Consider the following 17422-nt stretch of genomic DNA (forward strand, 5'->3'; position numbering starts at 1 on the left):
CCGGTGCGCTCCAGTACCGTATGGCGCGTGCTTCGCCGTCCCCAGCGTGCCCCCGTCCGCCGCAAGCGACTCATACGTGTGTTCGCGGCCTTCGTCGTGCTGCTCGGCCTCGCGGGCTACCTCGCCTTCCAGTACGTGACCGGCGGACCCGGTGCGCCGCGCTGCACGGTGCAGCCGGAGGGCGGCGGCGAGCCGTACGAGCTCTCCCCGGAGCAGGCGGCGAACGCCGCGACGATCTCCGCGGTGGGCGCCTCGCGGGGACTGCCCGAGCGCGCGGTGACGATCGCGCTCGCGACGGCCATGCAGGAGTCGGGGCTGCGCAACATCGAGTACGGCGACCGGGACTCGGTCGGCCTCTTCCAGCAGCGGCCCTCCCAGGACTGGGGCACGGCCGAGGAGATCATGGACCCGGTCTACGCGGCCGGGGAGTTCTACAAGCACCTGGTGCAGGTCCCCGGGTACTCCCGGCTGCCGCTGACGGTCGCGGCGCAGAAGGTGCAGCGCAGCGGGTTCCCGCAGGCGTACGCCAAGCACGAGGCGAACGCGGCGCTGCTGACCGGCGCGCTGACCGGGCGCGTGCCTGCCGCGCTGAGCTGCGCGGAGAGCCGGCCCGCCGAGGACGCGCCGGGCGGCACCGCGCAGGTGCGCGAGAAGCTGGTGCGGGAGTTCGGGCCCGAGGTGCTGCCGCGCGCCGTCACGGCCGACCGGGCGGCGGCCGGCCGGACGCTCACGGTGCCGGTGACGGACGGCGCGGGCACGACGGCGCGGCAGCGCGGCTGGCAGCTGGCCGCCTGGGCGGTGGCGCACGCGTCGGAGTTGCGCATCGAACGCATCTCTTACGGCGATCGCCGGTGGACCGCCGCGGATTCCGGGAATGGCTGGCAGAAGGTGTCCGGCGATTCCGGTGACACTTCGCCGACAGCTGTTCGGATCACCACCGCGCAGTAGTCCGGGTATTCCCTCGACAGTGGGAATGTCGTCAATCCAGGTCGACAATTCCCGGCGTTTTCCTCACTCCTGCCACTGACCGGCAACTTCCTTGGGGCAGCAGAGGTGTGACGTTCTTTCACCTCCGCCGGACGTACGAATTTCACCCACTTTCATCCGAAACAGATAATGCGATGCGTTACCAATTCTTTACCGGGGCGCACCGCAACCTTCGGGGCTCTGGCGCGGTATTCACTGCGTCCGCCCGGCAGTCGACTGCCGCCGCCCGGCGGACACCGCACGTCCGCACAGAAGAACAAGTCCCTCTCCGTCAAAGGAGCACCATGTCCCTCCCCCTTACGCGTCGGATCGCCCGGGCCGCGCTGCTGGTCGCAGCGGGCGCAGCTCCCGTGGTCGGCGCCGCCGGCTCCGCGAGCGCCGTGGACCTGCCCAAGGCCGCCGACCTGGGTGGACTGACCAAGGTGGACCCGTCGAGCGTCACCGAGACCGCCGGCAACGCCCTGGAGAACACCAGCGCCGTGGCCGGCCCGGTCGCCGGTGAGGCCGTGAAGGAGGCCGTCCCGGAGGCCGGCCGCACCGGCAACGAGACGCTGCGCAAGCTCAACCCCACCGCGAAGAAGACCACCGGTCACGTCACGGGCGACACCAAGGACGCCGTCGGCGACACCACCCGGTCGCTGCCCACCGAGGGACTCACCAAGGACCTGCCGCTCGCGGAGCAGCTGCCCACGGGCGAGCTGCTCGGGCAGCTGCCGCTGGCCAAGGGCCTGCCGACCGACAGCCTGGGCGGCCTGCCGGTCGGAAGCCTGCTCGGCGGCCTGGGCGGCCTGGGCGGCTGACAGCCCCGCTTATACATGCGTGAGGGGCCCCGGGAGCAGCTGCTCCCGGGGCCCCTCACGCATGACCGATGCGTTACTCGGCGAGCCGGCGGACCGCCGCGTCCACCCGCTCGTCGGTGGCCGTGAACGCGATCCGTACGAACCGCTCCCCCGCCGGGCCGTAGAAGTCGCCCGGCGCGACGAGGATGCCGCGCTTGGAGAGGTCGCCGACGGTGTCCCAGCAGGGCTCGTCGCGGGTCGCCCAGAGGTACAGCGACGCCTCGCTGTGCTCGATGCGGAAGCCCGCGGCCTCGAAGGCGGCGCGCAGCGCGGTACGGCGGCGGGCGTAGCGCTCGCGCTGCTCGGCGACGTGCTCGGTGTCGCCCAGCGCCGCGATCGTGGCCGCCTGCACGGGCGCCGCGACCATCATGCCGCCGTGCTTGCGGATCTGCAGCAGCTCGCCGAGGACCGCGGCGTCACCGGCCAGGAAGGCCGCGCGGTAGCCCGCCAGGTTGGAGCGCTTGGAGAGCGAGTGCACGGCGACGAGGCCGTCGTACGATCCGCCGTTGACCTCCGGGTGCAGCACGGAGACCGGGTCGGCCTCCCAGCCCAGCTCCAGGTAGCACTCGTCGCTGAAGATCAGTACGCCGTGCTCGCGGGCCCAGGCGACCGTGCGGCGCAGCTCGTCGGCGCTCAGCACCCGCCCGGTCGGGTTGGACGGGGAGTTGAGCCACAGCAGCTTCAGGCCGGCCGGGTCCAGCTCCGTAGGGTCGTCGTAGACGACCGGCTCGGCGCCCGCCAGCCGCGCGCCGACCTCGTACGTCGGGTACGCCAGGCGCGGGTAGGCGACCTTGTCGCCGGCGCCCAGGCCGAGCTGGGTGGGGAGCCAGGCCACCAGCTCCTTGGAGCCGACGACGGGGAGCACGTTCTCGTGGGTGAGGCCGGTGGCGCCGAGGCGGCGGCCCGCCCACCCGGTGAGCGCGTCGCGCAGCGCCGGCGTGCCCCACACGGTCGGATAGCCCGGGCTGTCCGAGGCGTCCGCGAGCGCCTTCTGGATCAGCGGCGGCACCGGGTCGACCGGGGTCCCCACGGACAGGTCCACGATGCCGTCGGCATGCGCGGCGGCCGTCGCCTTGTAGGGCTCCAGCCGGTCCCAGGGAAAGACGGGGAGGCGTGCGGATACTGCGCCCACGTTGCTCTTCTTTCGTACGTGTCGGGGAACGGCTCGGTCCCGTACGGCGGTGCAGGCCGTACGGGACCGGAGCGGCGCTGTGGCCTGCCGCTTACTGGTTCTGCGGCGGCAGCGCGGCGATGAAGGGGTGGTCCTTCTCGATCAGGCCCAGCTTCGACGCACCACCGGGCGAACCCAGCTCGTCGAAGAACTCGACGTTCGCCTTGTAGTAGTCCTTCCACTCCTCCGGGGTGTCATCTTCGTAGAAGATGGCCTCGACCGGGCAGACCGGCTCACAGGCGCCACAGTCGACGCATTCGTCCGGGTGGATGTACAAGGACCGGGAGCCCTCGTAGATGCAGTCGACCGGGCACTCCTCGATGCACGCCTTGTCCTTGACGTCGACACAAGGCTGCGCGATGACGTAGGTCACGCTGTCGTTCCTCCTCGTTAGGGCCGGCGGACCGTCTTTGGGGCGGCCGCCTCAGGGCGCGCGGGAGCGCGGCGTCGTCGATGCCCGCACCTAGTATCTCCGGTCCCGGGCACGAGACGAACAAGAGGGGCGGGCACAGCTGTGGAATTCACCACGGGCGGACGACTGGAGGTCGCCATCACCCCTGCTGACGTGGGGAAAAGGGTATCGGTACGCAGGCGCGCCGAGCCCGGCGCGTCCACGGAGCGATTCACCGACACGGTCGGCGTTCTCACATCGTGGGACGATGGTGTGCTGAGCATCACACGGCGGACCGGCGAGGAGGTGCGGATCATGGAGAGCGCGCTGGTCGCGGGCAAGGTGGTCCCCGCCGCACCGGCCCGCCGGAGAGGCCCCGCGACGAGCGTGCGGGAGCTCACGGAGGTCGCCGCGCGCGGGTGGCCGGCTGTCGAGACGGAGCGGCTCGGGGAGTGGACGCTCAGGGCTGCCGCCGGATTCACCAGGCGGGCGAATTCCGCGCTGCCGGCCGGTGACCCCGGCCTCCCCCTGGACGCCGCCCTGGACCGTGTCCGCGCCTGGTACGCCGCGCGCGGCCTGCCCCCGTACGTCGTCGTGTCCACCGGCGCGGCCGACGGTGACGAGCTGCTCGCCGCCGAGCTGGAGCGGCACGGCTGGACGGCCGAAGCGCCCACCGTCGTACGCGTCGGAGCGCTCGCCCCGCTGGCCGACACCGAGGCGGACACCGGCCGGGTACGGCTCTCCCGGAAGCCGGACGGCGGCTGGATGACGGTCTACAACCGGAGCGCCGACGCGCCGCCCGAGGCGGTCGAGGTGCTGACCGGCGGGCCTTCGGTGTGGTTCGCGACGGTGCCGGGCGAGGACGGGCCCGCCGCCATCGGGCGGGTCGTTGTCGACGGCCGCTGGGCGGGCTTCGCCGCCGTGGAGGTCGCCCCGGCGCACCGCCGGCAGGGACTGGCCACGCTGGTGATGGCCGCGCTCGCCGAGCGGGCCCTGGAGGAGGGCGCCTCGGCGGCGTATCTGCAGGTCGAGGCGGACAACGCGGGGGCCCGGGCGCTGTACGACGGCCTCGGCTTCACCGATCATCATCACTACCACTACCGGCGCGCCCCGCAGGACGGCCCCCGCTGAACGGGTACGGACCTGACATGCACCCCGACCCCGAGCCCGGTCCCGGACGCGACGCCGCCGCACGGCGGGAACGGTTCGCCGCGGCCGCGCGCGAGAAGCGCCCCGACCTGACACTGCTGTGCCTGCTGCTGGCCGCGGAGGCCGATCCGAAGCTGGACGAGCAGGCCCTGGACGCCGCACAGATCGAGCTGGACCGGCTGGCGGGCCTGCTCCCGTACCGCCCGGTCGGCGGTCCGCACGCCTGGGCCCGCAACGTCGCCGAGCTGCTCGGCCACCGCTGCGGCTTCCACGGCCTGCCCGCCGACTACCAGCGCCTGGAGTCCTCGCTGCTCCACGAGGTGCTGCGGCGCCGCCGCGGACTGCCCATCCTGCTGTCCGTGGTGTGGACGGAGGTCGCGCGGCGGGCCGGGGCACCGGTGTACGGCGTGGCGCTGCCCGGGCACTACGTCGTCGGGTTCGGCGACCCGTACGGCGCGCACGTGCTGGTGGACCCGTTCGACGGCGGGCGCGTCCTGACGGACGAGGACGCCGGGCTGCTGGTCGCGGGCGCGACCGGCGAGCCGCTGACGCCGCAGATGCTGGCGCCCGCCGATCCCCTGGAGACCGTCCTGCGCATCCTGAACAACATCAGAGCCTGGGCGGCGGCCCGCCCCGAGCGCAGCGACGTACGGCTGTGGGCGGTCGAGCTGTCGCTGCTGCTGCCGAGCCATCCGGCGCGGCTGCGGCACGAGCACGCCAAGGTGCTGGTGGAGCGGGGCGACTTCGTGCGCGGCGCGGCGGAGCTGGAGGAGTACGCGACGGTGGTCGAGGCGGTGGACCCGGCGGCCGCCGAAACGGTCCGCCGGCAGGCCGCGGCGGCCCGGGCGATGCTGAACTGAGCGCGCGGCCAGGACACGGCCCAGGCCGTGCGCGCGGACGGCCGGCTACGCCGTGCGCGCGGACGGCTCCGCCACCGGCCGCAGCGGTGCGCTGTCCGGGCTGCGCCGGACGACCAGTACCGTCGCGTCGTCCCGCAGCGCCCCGTCCGTGAAGTCCTCCAGGTCGGCGCGGAGGGCCTCGGCCAGCTCGGCCGGGCCGAGCCCGGTCCAGCGGGCCAGCCGCTCGCGCAGCGGGTAGAACGTGCCGTCCGGGCCGCGGGCCTCGGTCACGCCGTCGGTGCACAGCACCGCCCAGTCCCCGTCCAGCGGCCACGCGTCGAAGGCCCGGCGCCGCTCACCGGTCAGGTCGCCCAGGCCGAGCGGCAGCCAGTGGCCCTCGTCGCGCTCGGTGAGGGAGTCGCCGCGGACGACGTAGTACGGGATGTGCCCGCAGGACAGCGAGCGGCCATGGCCCTCGGGACCGACCTCCATGAGCAGCGCCGTCACGAAGCGCTCCTTGCCGCCCTGCGCGACCGCGCGCGCGTTGTGGCGCTGAAGGGACGCCTCCATGCGCTCGGCGACCCCCTCCAGCGTCGCTTCGTAGTGCGCGGCCTCGCGGAAGGACGCCAGCGCCTCGTGGCCCGCGCCGATCGCCGGCATGCCCTTGCCCTGCACGTCGCCGATGACCAGCCGGGTGCCGTACGGCGTCTCGACCGCCTCGTAGATGTCGCCGCCGACCCGGGCGCCCTCCAGCGCGGAGACGTAGAAGCCGGCGACGCGGTACGGTCCGGCGCGCAGCGGCAGTTCGTGCAGCATGGCCCGCTGCACCTCGTCGGCGACCAGCCGGGTGCGGTCGTACACCTCGTCGCGCCGCCGCCGGTTGTGGCACAGCGCCAGGGCAAAGGCGGCGACCACGAGGGTGCCGACGATGCCCACGAGGGAGCCGGACAGGGTCCAGTCCACGAAGTTCAGCGAGTAGATCCAGGCGCTCGCGGCGACGAACGTGGCCGTCACCGCGGCGGTCCAGCGGGCGGAGCAGCGCAGCGCGGCGAACATCGGCACGACGCCGGCGAAGGAGATGATGCGCACCTGGGGGCCCGTGGCCCAGTCCGCCAGCGCGAGCAGGACCAGCACGGCGATCAGGAGCAGCGCTCTCCGGCGGCCGGAGTGCTTCAGACGCGTGAATGGCATGGCACTGACCAGCATGCGCCTGCCGGCCGCCGCGCGCGCAGGGGCGAAGGTCCCGTCGCCGGGGGCCCTTCGCGGGCAGTACGGGAAGGCCCCCACGGGCGTGCCGTGGGGGCCTTCGTGCCGTCGCCGCGGGTCAGCTCGGGTTCGTCGGGATGGTGACGACCCGCTGGGCCGGGGTGGCGCCGCGCAGCGCCTGGCTGACGGCGCTCGCGACCTCCTCGACGCTGACCGGCTTCTTCGAGCCGTCGCCCTTGGTGACCAGGACGCCCTTGAAGGTGTCGCCGTAGAGCGACTTCAGGGCCGGCCGGTCGTAGTACTCCACGAGCTTGCCGTTGACGGGCTTCATGGAGAGGAACTTCGGGATCGACTTCTCGGGGCTGAAGGACACCGTGTGCTCCGCGTCCGTCCGCACCGTGATCAGCCCGGACATCGCCGGCCTGGCGAAGTCCTTCAGGGCGCGGTTCACCTCGGCGTCCGGGACCGTCGGCCGCTGCATGCTGGTCTTCAGGGCGACGGGCTGCCCCTCGGTGCCGGCGAGCCGGTCCTGGTACGCCTTGGTGACCTCCTGCTTGGCGGCCGCGACGTCGATCGACTTGTACGGCTTGCCGTAGTGCGGGACGGCCTTGCCGGCGGTGAAGACTATGCCGCCGTCCTTGGCCGCGCCCTGCTCGCCCGCCACCGCCTTCAGCGCGATGTCCAGCTTCTCGTCGTCGACGATCATCGCGGGCTCGGCCGTACGGGCGCCGCCGAACAGCGAGCCGATGACCGAGACCGGGTTGTAGTCGCGGCCCGCCGCGCCCCGGACGGTGGCCTGGGTGTCGATGTCCAGGCCCGCCTTGGCGGGCAGCAGCGTCTGCGGCCGGCCGTCCACGGTCAGCTTCAGCGGCGCGGTCCTGGTGTCCTTCAGGGCCGCGTCGAGCTTCTCGACGGCCTGTTCCTTGGTCGTGCCGCCGATATCCACGCCGAGCGCGGTGGTGCCGCCGGGCACGTCGGAGTGGTCCAGCAGCAGCCCGGCACCGTAGGCGACGCCCGCGATGACGACGATGCCGCCGAGCGCGAGGACGAGCTTGTTACGGCCCTTCTTGCGCGGGTTGATCGGCTCGGGGATCTTCGCACGCTGCGGGGGCTTCGGCGCCGCAGACCCGTCGGAGGGGCCCGGGCGGTCCCCGCGCGGCGGAGCCGGCGGCGCGCTGTCGGCGGACACCGTGGGGATGCCGCTGACGAGCGTGTCGCTGGAGGTGCGGTCGGACGTGCCGGTGACCGGGCCGACGGCGCCCATGCGCTGCCCCGGCTGCGGGGTCAGCTCGGCGGTGTCGTCGCTCAGGGGCGGCGGGGTGGCGCCGCCGGTGAGCCCGCCTCCGTTGTCCGCGGCGCCCGGCCAGTCGTCGGCCGGCCAGTCGTCGGAGCCGGAGCGCGCCCGGCCGGGCCGCTCGCCGGTGAGTCCGGTGGGACCGGTGGGACCGGTGGGACCGGAAGGCGGCAGCGTCTCGCCCGCCGCCAGCGCCTCCAGCCCGGAGCGCGGCCGGCCACCGTCCGCGGGGCCGGCCGGGGGGAAGGAGAGGTCGCCGCTGGCCGGACCGGTCGTCGGCCCCGACGGGCCGGGCGTGCCGGGAGCGGTGCCGCCGGGGCCGGCCGGGCCGCCGCCACCGGGCGCCGCCGGGCCGTCGGAGAAGTACGGCAGGGCGGAGTCCTGGCCGGGCCCGGACTGGCCGGGGCGGCCGCCGCCGGCCGGACGCTGCGGGAACTGCCCGCTGCCGGAGTCCTGGCCGCCGGCGGGCGGGGTGCCGCCCTGCGCAGCGGGGGCCTGGCCGGCCGCCGGGCGCTTGGGCCGGCGCGGCGCGAACCAGTCGCTGGTGCTGGTCGGGGCGGCGGGCTCCTGCCGTTCCTCGGGCGCGTTCTCGGCGGACGCGGCGGGCGCGGGCGGCGCGGCCTGCGGCCGGGACCGCGGCGTGCTGCCGGTGCGCTCCGCGGTCCGGCCGGCGCCGTCGGCGCCGTTCGCCGCGGCGTCCTCGCCGACCGTCTTGCGCACCACGACCGGCGGGATCGGCCGCGATCCCGGAATGTTGATCTTGATGCGGGTGGTCAGCGTGGTCTCGGTCCTGGGCTCCTCCGGCCGCGCCGCTACCGCCTCGTCGGCGTCGCCCTGGCGGGTTCCGTACGGCGGGGTACCCGAGGGGTAGGCGGCAGCGCCGCGCCCCTGGGGCCCGGAGGACGAACTGTCAGATTCACGACTCAAAGCAGGATCTCCCGGTTGGCTCCGCCGCTCGTCATCGACGTGCTTGGGCGGCTCGGCGGCGCGCACCACCATACTGTCCGGCGCGGGCGGGGTTCCGGGGTGCGCCGGAACGCTCCCCGTACGGACGCCTGCCCGCGCCGCCGAACAAGGGCCTCGGTCGGCCCGTCACATGCCACGTCGTACCGCACCCAGGTGCGACGGGCGACCCATGGACGCCGTGGTACAGATCACAGCGACGGCGATGCCGCCCAGCAGGAAGGCGTAGGCCCCCAGCCCGGCGCCGAAGACGAAGTCGCCCTCGGCGCGCGTCGTACTGAGCGCGATCACCGTCACCAGCCAGGCGGCGGCCGAGGCCAGCGCCCCGACGACCGAGACGGCCGCCCGCGCGCCCCCGGTGAACAGCGCCGCGGCGCCCGCCAGCGCGAGCAGCAGGCCGCCGGGGAACCACGCCCCCTGGATCAGCGCCCCGGCCACCGCGACCAGCACGCCGAGGACGGCCAGGAGGACGTACAGCCCGGCCTTCAGCGCGCCGCCGGGGGCCGTCTCCGGCTGCTGCTGCGCCTCGGCCGCGCCGGCCCCGGCACCGCCGCCGGCCGCCCGGCTGCGCTTGTCCGCGCCGTCCTTGCCGCTCATCGCGCCGTCTCCCTCGTGTCCGCGGCCGTCTCCGGGCCGTCCTGCGTCCGTACCCCCGCGAAGAGGTCGTCCTCGCGCTCACCGTCCCGCGCGCCGGGCGTGCCGCGCACGAGACGGTAGTGCTCGTCGCCCAGCAGCGGCTGGCCGAGGTCGTTGGAGAGCGCGAAGAAGGGGCCGTCCACGGCGATCTGGGTGACGTGCGCGCGCATCGCGGCCGCCTTGACCGCGCCGTGCTCGGGCGCGGCCGCGATCGAGGCGGTGACCTGGTCGTCCGGCACCACTCCGGGGACGTCGTCCACGGCGGCGACGCCGGGGAAGGAGAGCCCGGCCGCGCGCAGCCGCTCGAAGCCCTCCTCGACGACGGAGCGCGGGTTGCAGTTCCAGTAGATCTTCTCGATCACATGGGCCGCGCCGAGCTCCGGCCGGAAGGCGGGGTCGGCGGCCAGGTCGGCGGCGCGCATCGCGACCCGGTGGGCCTGGATGTGGTCGGGGTGGCCGTAGCCGCCGTCCGGGTCGTAGGTGACCAGGACCTGCGGGCGCACCTCGCGGACCACCGCGACCAGGTCGCCGGCGGCCGTGTCCAGGTCGGCCTGCCAGAAGGCGTCCGGGCGGTCGTTCTGCGGCGCGCCCATCATCCCGGAGTCGCGGTAGCGGCCCGGGGCGCCGAGCAGGCGGTGGTCGGTGACGCCCAGCTCCGCCATGGCGGCGGCCAGTTCGCCGCTGCGGTACGGGCCGAGCACGTCGTCCTTGTCGGCGGCCAGATGCGCGAGGTGCGGCGGGATGACCTCGCCCTCCTCGCCGAGAGTGCAGGTCACCAGCGTGACGAGGGCGCCCTCGGCCGCGTACTTGGCCATGGTGGCGCCGTTGTTGATCGACTCGTCGTCCGGGTGCGCGTGCACCAGCAGCAGACGGCGGGCGGGAAGGTCGGACATGGGGACAGCGTACGAGCCGTGGGTGCGGCACGGGGAACCCGACCGGATGATCCACCCGGTCGGGCTCGGTGGCGCACGTCACGGCCGCCGGGGCGGCCCCGGCCGGCTCAGAACTTGATGCCGCCGATCATCCCGGCGATGTTGGTCGTCAGCTCTCTGATGGTGGGAGCGATCGTCGAGCTCGCGATGTAGAAGCCGAGCAAGATGCACACGACTGCGTGGCCCGCCTTCAAGCCTGACTTCTTCACCAGCAGGAAGACGATGATCGCCAGCAGCACCACCGCCGAAATCGAGAGTGCCACGGCGGTCACCTCCAAGTACGCACGGACGGAACGGGATTGGGCAGGTACGGCCCCGGCCCTTTGGCCAATGGCTCCATACCCACACGCCTCAGCGATCATAACTTTCGGCACGCACGCATATGCCGGTGCACGGGAGCAGAGTGGGGGCGCACACGATCTTCACGAGAGCTGCCGCGGTGTGCCCCATGGCCCTTACGCTCGGGCGCATGACCGGACAGCTCTCATTTCCCCGGCAGCACGCACGCACCCAGCGCTTCAGCCTGGGCGTGCCGCGCGGCTTCAGCATCTCGCCGGACGGTACGCGCGTCGTCTTCCTCCGTTCCCGATCCGGCACCGATCGGGCGAATCTGTTGTGGGTCCATGACCTCGACGCCGGGCGCGAGTACCCCGCGGCCGACCCGGCGGCGCTGCTGGGCGGCACCGACGAGGAACTGTCGCCACAGGAGAAGGCCCGTCGCGAGCGGGCCCGTGAGGGCTCGGCCGGCGTGGTCGGCTACGCCACCGACGCGGCGGTGGAACTGGCCGCCTTCCCCCTCTCCGGACGGCTGTTCGTCTCCGAGCTGCGCGCCGGCACCTGCCGCGAACTGCCCGTTCCCGGTCCGGTGGTGGACCCGCGCCCGTCCCCCGACGGCCGGTACGTCGCGTACGTCGCGGAGGGCGCGCTGCGCGTCGTGCGCGTCGCGGGTGAAAGCACCGCGGACGACGACCGCGCGCTGGCGGCGCCGGACGGGCCGAACGTGGCCTGGGGCCTCGCGGAGTTCATCGCGGCCGAGGAGATGAGCCGGTACCGCGGCTTCTGGTGGTCGCCGGAGAGCGACCGGCTGCTGGCCGCGCGGGTCGACGACTCCCCCGTACGGCGCTGGTGGATCGCCGACCCCGCGCACCCCGACAAGGCGCCCGCCGAGGTCGCCTACCCGGCGGCCGGCACCCCCAACGCCGAGGTCACGCTGGCCCTGCTGGATCTGGACGGGGAGCGCACGGACGTCGTCTGGGACCGCGAGCGCTACCCGTACCTGGCCCGGGTGCACTGGTCCCCCGCCGGCCCGCCGCTGCTCCTGGTGCAGTCCCGCGACCAGCGCTCCCAGCGCTACCTGGCGGTCGACACCGAGACCGGCGCGACCCGCCTGGTGCACGCCGACGAGGACCCGGTGTGGGTCGAGCCGTATCCGGGCGTGCCCGCGTGGACGCCGGACCGGCGGCTGGTGCGGATCGCCGACGAGGGCGGCGCGCGCAAGCTCTTCGTCGGGGACCGGCCGCTGACGTCCGCGCCGCTGCACGTGCGCGGGGTGCTCGATATCGGCCAGGAAGATGTCCTGTTCTCGGCGAGCGGCGAGGACCTGCACGACGTGGGGGTCTACCGGGCCTGGTACCGCGGCAGCGGCGACCAGGGCGGCTGGGAACGGGTGACGGAGCGCCCGTACGCCTCGTACTCCTCCGCGGTGCGGGTGGGCGAGGTGGCGGTCGTCTCGCACATGTGCGCGGAGCGGCCCGGGACGCAGGTGGAAGTCCTGCGGCTGAGCGCCGACGGCAAGGAGACCCGGCTCGCGGAGATCCCCTCGTACGCGGAGACGCCGGTGCTCACCGCACGGCCGGTCTTCACGACGGCGGGCGAGCGGGACATCCCGTGCGCGGTGCTGCTGCCGGCCGGTTACGAGGAGGGGGACGGGCCGCTGCCGGTGCTGCTGGACCCGTACGGCGGGCCGCACGCGCAGCGCGTGCTGGCGGCGCACAACGTCTTCCTCACCTCGCAGTGGTTCGCCGACCAGGGCTTCGCCGTGGTGGTCGCCGACGGCCGGGGCACGCCGGGCCGCTCCCCCGCCTGGGAGAAGGCCATTTCGCGGCGGGTCGCGGAGGTGGCGCTGGAGGACCAGGTCGACGCGCTGCACGCGCTGGCCGAGCGCTTCCCGCTGGACCTGGACCGGGTGGCGATCCGCGGCTGGTCCTTCGGCGGCTTCCTCGCCGGACTGGCCGCGCTGCGCCGCCCGGACGTCTTCCACGCGGCGGTGGTCGGCGCGCCCGTCACCGACCAGCGGCTTTACGACACGCACTACACAGAGCGGTACATGGGGCACCCGGACGAAGATCCGGATTCCTATGCAAGGAATTCCCTGGTCACGGACGCGGGACTGGTGGAAGCGGCCGATCAGCACCGGCCAATGATGATCATTCACGGGCTGGCCGACGACAACGTGGTCGTGGCACATTCCCTGCGATTCTCCTCGGCACTGCTGGCCGCGGGCCGGCCGCACGAGGTTCTCCCGCTGTCCGGCGTGACCCATATGACGCCGCAGGAACAGGTGGCCGAAAACCTGCTCCTTCTGCAAGTCGCATTCCTCAAGCGGAGTCTCGGCCTCTCCTAAGCACGGAGAACGGGGCGAAAAGCGACCGACCGGGGAGGCTGTTGGCCTCCCCGGCCGGTCCACGGCACCCGCACGGCCGTACGCTGTCCAGGATGGCGCGTTCGTATATCGGTGCCGCGACAGCCAAGTGTCCTTCTTGTTAAGGATGTTGGGGACGATATGTCCCCCATGCCGTACACCTCCGGTAACTGTCAAGCACGCCGTGGCGTCAATCTGCGCAATCTTCGCTCAAGAAGCGAACAAGGTGGCCACGGTCCGTCCGCAGACCCTTGACTCCGCCGTAAATCACTTGCGAAAGTCCGCTCAACCAGCGGTGCAACTCTGTGCCGCTTCATGTTCCAAGAGAACTCGGCGCGGGGGCACTTCGCGATGACTAGTCCATCCCAGACCGCGGTTTCCAAGACCGACACCCCAGGACTTGGACCCGACGGGCTGAGCAAGGGAAAGGACCGCAAGGGCGGCGAATTGGTCGGCCGTTCGCCGGGCCAATTGATGTGGGCGCGCTTCAAGCGTGACCGCACCGGAGTGATCAGCGCCTACGTCGTGCTGTTCTTCTTCGCCGTCGGCCTGCTGGCCCCGCTCATCTCCAAGCTGTACGGCAAGGACCCCTACACGCGGTACGGCATGCTCACGCCCGGCCTGCTGACGAACGGTTACCCGACCCAGCCCAACGGCGGCATCTCGGGCGAGTTCTGGTTCGGCATCGAACCGACCCTCGGCCGCGACGTGTTCATGCAGCTCGTCTACGGCATCCGCACCACGCTCTACACCGCCGTCGCGATCACCATCGCCTCGGTGCTCACCGCCATCGTGCTCGGCGTGGCGGCCGGCTACTTCGGCGGCAGGATCGACTACTTCATCGGCCGGGTCATCGACCTGCTGATGGCCTTCCCGAACCAGCTGTTCTTCGTCGCCTTCGTCCCCGTCGTGGGTGCCGTCTTCGTGGCCCCCGAGGACGCCATGCCGACCTGGCTGCGCGCGACCATCCTGATCCTGGTGATGTGGTTCCTGGGCTGGATGAGCCTGGCGCGCCTGTTGCGCGGCCAGGTCCTCTCGCTGCGCGAACGGGAGTTCATCGAGGCCGCGAAGGTCTCCGGCGCCTCACCGGCCCGCATCATCCGGCGCGAACTGCTGCCGAACGTGGTGACGCCGATCCTGGTCCAGACGACCTACATGCTCCCGAACTTCGTGACGTCCATCGCGGGCCTGTCCTTCCTGGGCGTCGGCTTCGTCGAACCCACCCCGGACTGGGGCCGGATGTTCGCCAACGCGGCCGACTACTACCGCAACGACATCACGTACTTGTTCTTCCCCGGCCTGGCGATGGTGATCTTCATCGTCGCGTTCAACCTGCTCGGGGACTCGGTCCGGGACGCTTTCGACCCGAAGCGGGCTCGATGAGATCCGTTCCGTGGGGGGTGCTGCCACCCCGGCACCGCATGAGTCAGGCAGCAGCAACGGATCAACGACAGGCAGGTGCATACACCGTCATGAGCAGCAACCGTACGCGCAGAACTCACGCCACCCTGGTCGCCCTGGCCGCCGGCGCGCTCGTCCTCACCGCGTGCAGCAGCGGCGCGGGCACCGGCTCCGGTGACGGCGCCAACGACCGTTCGGGCGCCGAGAAGCAGCGCGAGCAGATCGCCTTCGGGGACGCCGCGGCGTCCAAGGGAGCGGCCGAAGAAGTGCCGGGCGCCCAGAAGGGCGGCACGATCAAGGTCTACCAGCGCGACACCTACTCGCACCTCGACCCGGCGCAGATCTACGTCAGCGACGAGGGCGCGCTCGCCACGCTGCTGTTCCGCAAGCTGACGACCTATCACATGGACAACAAGGGCAAGTACACCGTCGTCGGTGACCTCGCCACGGACAGCGGCCAGTCCTCGGACGGCGGCAAGACCTGGAAGTACACCCTGAAGGACGGGGTGAAGTGGGAGGACGGCTCGCCGATCACGTCCAAGGACATCCGGCACTCCGTCGAGCGGACCTTCGCCCCCTTCATCACCGACGGCCCGTACTACCTCCAGCAGTGGCTGGCGGACACCAACTCCACCGACTACCGCAAGCTCCTGAAGGACGGCCCGTACAAGGGCAAGCACCTTCCGGACAGCGTGCTGGAGACGCCGGACGACAAGACCATCGTCTTCCACTTCAAGTCGCCGCACCCGGACCTGCCGTACGCCCTGGCCATGGCCGGCTACGCCGCGGTGCAGGAGAAGAAGGACACCAAGGAGAAGTACGACAAGGCCCCGCAGTCCTCGGGCCCGTACAAGATCAAGCCCGGCTCCTTCAAGTCCGGCAAGGGCATGACACTGGTCCGGAACCCCCAGTGGGACCCGAAGACGGACAACTCCCGTCACCAGTACGTCGACAAGTTCGACATCCAGTTCGGCGTCTCCTACCCGGACTCGACCCAGCGTCTGATCGCGGACAACGCCGACAACCAGACGGCGGTCAGCTTCAACAACCAGGTCGACGCGGCCAGCATGCAGACCGTGGCCAACGACCCGAAGGTCAAGAAGCGCTCGACCTCGGGTTACCAGCCCTACGTCGGCGTCATCAACTTCAACATGAAGCGGATCAAGGACAAGAAGGTCCGCGAGGCCCTCGCCTACGCGATGCCGACGCAGGCCGTCCTGGACGCCTACGGCACCCCGGGCGGCGGCGAGCTGGCGGGCAGCTACATCAGCCCGACGGTCACCGGCTTCAAGGACATCGACCCCTACGGCAAGCTGAAGAAGCCGCTGGGCGACGTGGCGAAGGCGAAGAAGATCCTGAAGGAAGCCGGCAAGACCGGCATGAAGATCACCTTCGCCTACATGAACGCGCCGGAGCCGCAGAAGTACTCGGTCTCCATCGTCGACAACCTCAAGAAGGCCGGCTTCGACGTCCAGCCGAAGGACCTGCCCTCCGACACCTACTACGACGTGATCGGCAAGGTCGACAACAAGTTCGACATCTACGCGTCGGCGTGGGGCGCGGACTGGCCGAGCGCCTCGACCGTGCTGCCGCCCACCATGGACGGCCGCCAGGTCCAGGACGGCTCGCCGAACTACTCGCACTACGACAACCCGGAAGTCAGCAAGGAGATGGACCGCATCGCCAAGATGACGGACCAGGAGAAGGCGTCCGAGGAGTGGTTCAAGCTCAACGAGAAGATCCTCAAGGAGGACCTGCCGGCGATCCCGACCTTCTACTACAAGCAGATCCAGCTGCACGGCTCCAAGGTCGGTGGCGTCGTGAACAACGACATCATCAGCGGTGTCGACCCGACGAAGCTGTTCGTCAAGAAGTAACCGTGCCCACGCGCCGGTAACCCTGGCGCCCGGTGTGCCCGTCCGGACCGGACGGGCACACCGCGCGGTCCCCACCCACTTCCTCCCGCTGCCCCACGAGAGCTGCGATCTGCCATGCTTCGTTTCCTTTTCCGCCGGTCCCTCGGCGCGATCGTGATCCTGCTGCTGATCAGCGCGTTCACCTTCTTCCTGTTCTTCGCCGCCCCACGGGATCCCGCGCTGCTGTCCTGCGGAAAGAACTGCACCCCGGACGCCATCGCCCTGATTCACAAGAATCTCGGCCTGGACAAGCCGATCCCGGTCCAGTACTGGGACTTCATGTCCGGCATCGTCACCGGGCGCGACTTCGCCCAGGGACCGTGCCCGGCCCCGTGCTTCGGCTACTCGTTCGCCAACGGCGACCCCGTCTGGGACACCATCGTCGACCGCTTCCCGACCACGGTCTCGCTGACCATCGGCGGCGCGGCGGTCTTCCTCACGGTCGGCCTGGGCACCGGCATGATCGCCGCCTGGAAGCAGGGCAAGCTGGTCGACAAGGTCTTCAGCTCCGCCTCACTGGTGCTGAGCTCGATGCAGATCTACTTCATCGGCCCCATCGTGCTGGCCCTGCTGGTGTACAACCTCGAAATCCTGGGGCAGCCGAAGTACGTCAACTTCACGGACAATCCAGCGGCCTGGTTCATGGGGCTGCTGATCCCCTGGTGCGTGCTGTCGGTCATCTTCACCGCGCAGTACACCCGTATGGCGCGCTCCTCCATGATCGAGCAGCTGGCCGAGGAACACGTCCGGACGGCGCGCGCCAAGGGCATGACGGGGAAGACGGTCTTCTTCCGGTACGCCTGGCGCGGCTCGCTCATCCCCATCGTCACCATCTTCGGTATCGACCTCGGGTCGCTCTTCGGCGGCGCGATGATCACGGAGCAGACGTTCGCCCTCCCGGGCCTGGGAACCCTCGCGGTGAAGTCCGTACGGGACACCGACCTGCCGATGGTCATGGGCGTGATGCTGTTCGCGGCGACGTTCATCGTCCTCTTCAACATCATCGTCGACGCCTGCTACGCGTTCATCGACCCGCGCGTGCGCCTGTCCTAGGAGA

General features: G+C 71.7%; 15 protein-coding genes. 8 read left to right on the forward strand and 7 right to left on the reverse strand.

From position 1 onward, the window contains the following. Positions 1 to 27: 27 nt before the first annotated feature. Both ACIGXO_RS10785 and ACIGXO_RS10790 read left to right on the forward strand, forming a co-directional pair. Positions 28 to 948, forward strand: a complete 921-nt coding sequence (locus tag ACIGXO_RS10785; RefSeq protein WP_399783326.1) for a heavy metal transporter — start codon at positions 28 to 30, stop codon at positions 946 to 948. Between the two features lie 323 nt (positions 949 to 1271). Beyond that, a complete protein-coding gene (locus ACIGXO_RS10790) occupies positions 1272 to 1787 on the forward strand; it encodes an ATP-binding protein (protein ID WP_399783329.1) in 516 nt (171 codons plus the stop codon). A 73-nt stretch (positions 1788 to 1860) separates the two neighbouring features. On the opposite strand, the gene dapC is transcribed toward ACIGXO_RS10790, so the two are convergent. Beyond that, positions 1861 to 2958, reverse strand: coding sequence for a succinyldiaminopimelate transaminase (gene dapC / locus ACIGXO_RS10795; protein WP_399783332.1), 1098 nt, complete (start codon positions 2956 to 2958; stop codon positions 1861 to 1863). 91 nt (positions 2959 to 3049) lie between these two features. Next, positions 3050 to 3370 (reverse strand): ferredoxin, encoded by a 321-nt coding sequence (fdxA, locus tag ACIGXO_RS10800; protein WP_030264070.1) that lies wholly within the window; start codon positions 3368 to 3370, stop codon positions 3050 to 3052. Between the two features lie 141 nt (positions 3371 to 3511). Here fdxA and ACIGXO_RS10805 point away from each other — a divergent pair, with 141 nt between their 5' ends. Next, the gene (locus ACIGXO_RS10805; RefSeq protein WP_399783334.1) at positions 3512 to 4519 is read left to right on the forward strand and encodes a GNAT family N-acetyltransferase; all 1008 of its coding nucleotides are present in this window, start codon (positions 3512 to 3514) and stop codon (positions 4517 to 4519) included. Positions 4520 to 4536: 17 nt separating this feature from the next. Then, complete coding sequence (locus ACIGXO_RS10810; protein ID WP_399783337.1) at positions 4537 to 5397, forward strand: transglutaminase-like domain-containing protein; 861 nt, start codon at positions 4537 to 4539, stop codon at positions 5395 to 5397. 45 nt (positions 5398 to 5442) lie between these two features. Here ACIGXO_RS10810 and ACIGXO_RS10815 read toward each other — a convergent pair whose 3' ends face one another. From ACIGXO_RS10815 to ACIGXO_RS10835, 5 genes are all read right to left on the reverse strand, one after another. Then, on the reverse strand, positions 5443 to 6567 hold the full coding sequence (locus tag ACIGXO_RS10815; RefSeq protein ID WP_399783340.1) for a PP2C family protein-serine/threonine phosphatase: 1125 nt from the start codon (positions 6565 to 6567) through the stop codon (positions 5443 to 5445). Positions 6568 to 6700: 133 nt separating this feature from the next. After that, positions 6701 to 8803: a hypothetical protein gene (locus tag ACIGXO_RS10820; RefSeq protein ID WP_399783343.1), complete on the reverse strand. Its 2103-nt coding sequence runs from the start codon at positions 8801 to 8803 to the stop codon at positions 6701 to 6703. Between the two features lie 165 nt (positions 8804 to 8968). Continuing rightward, positions 8969 to 9436, reverse strand: a complete 468-nt coding sequence (locus ACIGXO_RS10825; RefSeq protein ID WP_399783346.1) for a DUF6113 family protein — start codon at positions 9434 to 9436, stop codon at positions 8969 to 8971. Beyond that, the gene (gene mshB / locus ACIGXO_RS10830; RefSeq protein WP_399783348.1) at positions 9433 to 10368 is read right to left on the reverse strand and encodes an N-acetyl-1-D-myo-inositol-2-amino-2-deoxy-alpha-D-glucopyranoside deacetylase; all 936 of its coding nucleotides are present in this window, start codon (positions 10366 to 10368) and stop codon (positions 9433 to 9435) included. Before mshB ends, ACIGXO_RS10825 begins: the two co-directional genes overlap by 4 nt. A gap of 107 nt (positions 10369 to 10475) precedes the next feature. Then, entirely contained in the window at positions 10476 to 10670 is a 195-nt protein-coding gene (locus ACIGXO_RS10835) for a hypothetical protein (protein WP_030264052.1), read from the reverse strand. A gap of 206 nt (positions 10671 to 10876) precedes the next feature. Here ACIGXO_RS10835 and ACIGXO_RS10840 point away from each other — a divergent pair, with 206 nt between their 5' ends. The 4 genes from ACIGXO_RS10840 to ACIGXO_RS10855 all read left to right on the forward strand — a co-directional run bounded on the left by ACIGXO_RS10840 (position 10877) and on the right by ACIGXO_RS10855 (position 17418). After that, complete coding sequence (locus ACIGXO_RS10840; protein WP_399783352.1) at positions 10877 to 13030, forward strand: prolyl oligopeptidase family serine peptidase; 2154 nt, start codon at positions 10877 to 10879, stop codon at positions 13028 to 13030. A gap of 369 nt (positions 13031 to 13399) precedes the next feature. After that, positions 13400 to 14431: an ABC transporter permease gene (locus ACIGXO_RS10845; protein ID WP_399783355.1), complete on the forward strand. Its 1032-nt coding sequence runs from the start codon at positions 13400 to 13402 to the stop codon at positions 14429 to 14431. An 89-nt stretch (positions 14432 to 14520) separates the two neighbouring features. Further along, entirely contained in the window at positions 14521 to 16326 is a 1806-nt protein-coding gene (locus ACIGXO_RS10850) for an ABC transporter substrate-binding protein (RefSeq protein WP_399783358.1), read from the forward strand. A gap of 114 nt (positions 16327 to 16440) precedes the next feature. Then, on the forward strand, positions 16441 to 17418 hold the full coding sequence (locus ACIGXO_RS10855; RefSeq protein ID WP_399783362.1) for an ABC transporter permease: 978 nt from the start codon (positions 16441 to 16443) through the stop codon (positions 17416 to 17418). Positions 17419 to 17422: the final 4 nt, after the last annotated feature.

Source organism: Streptomyces sp. NPDC053542 (assembly GCF_044544685.1).
Classification (GTDB): Bacteria; Actinomycetota; Actinomycetes; order Streptomycetales; family Streptomycetaceae; genus Streptomyces.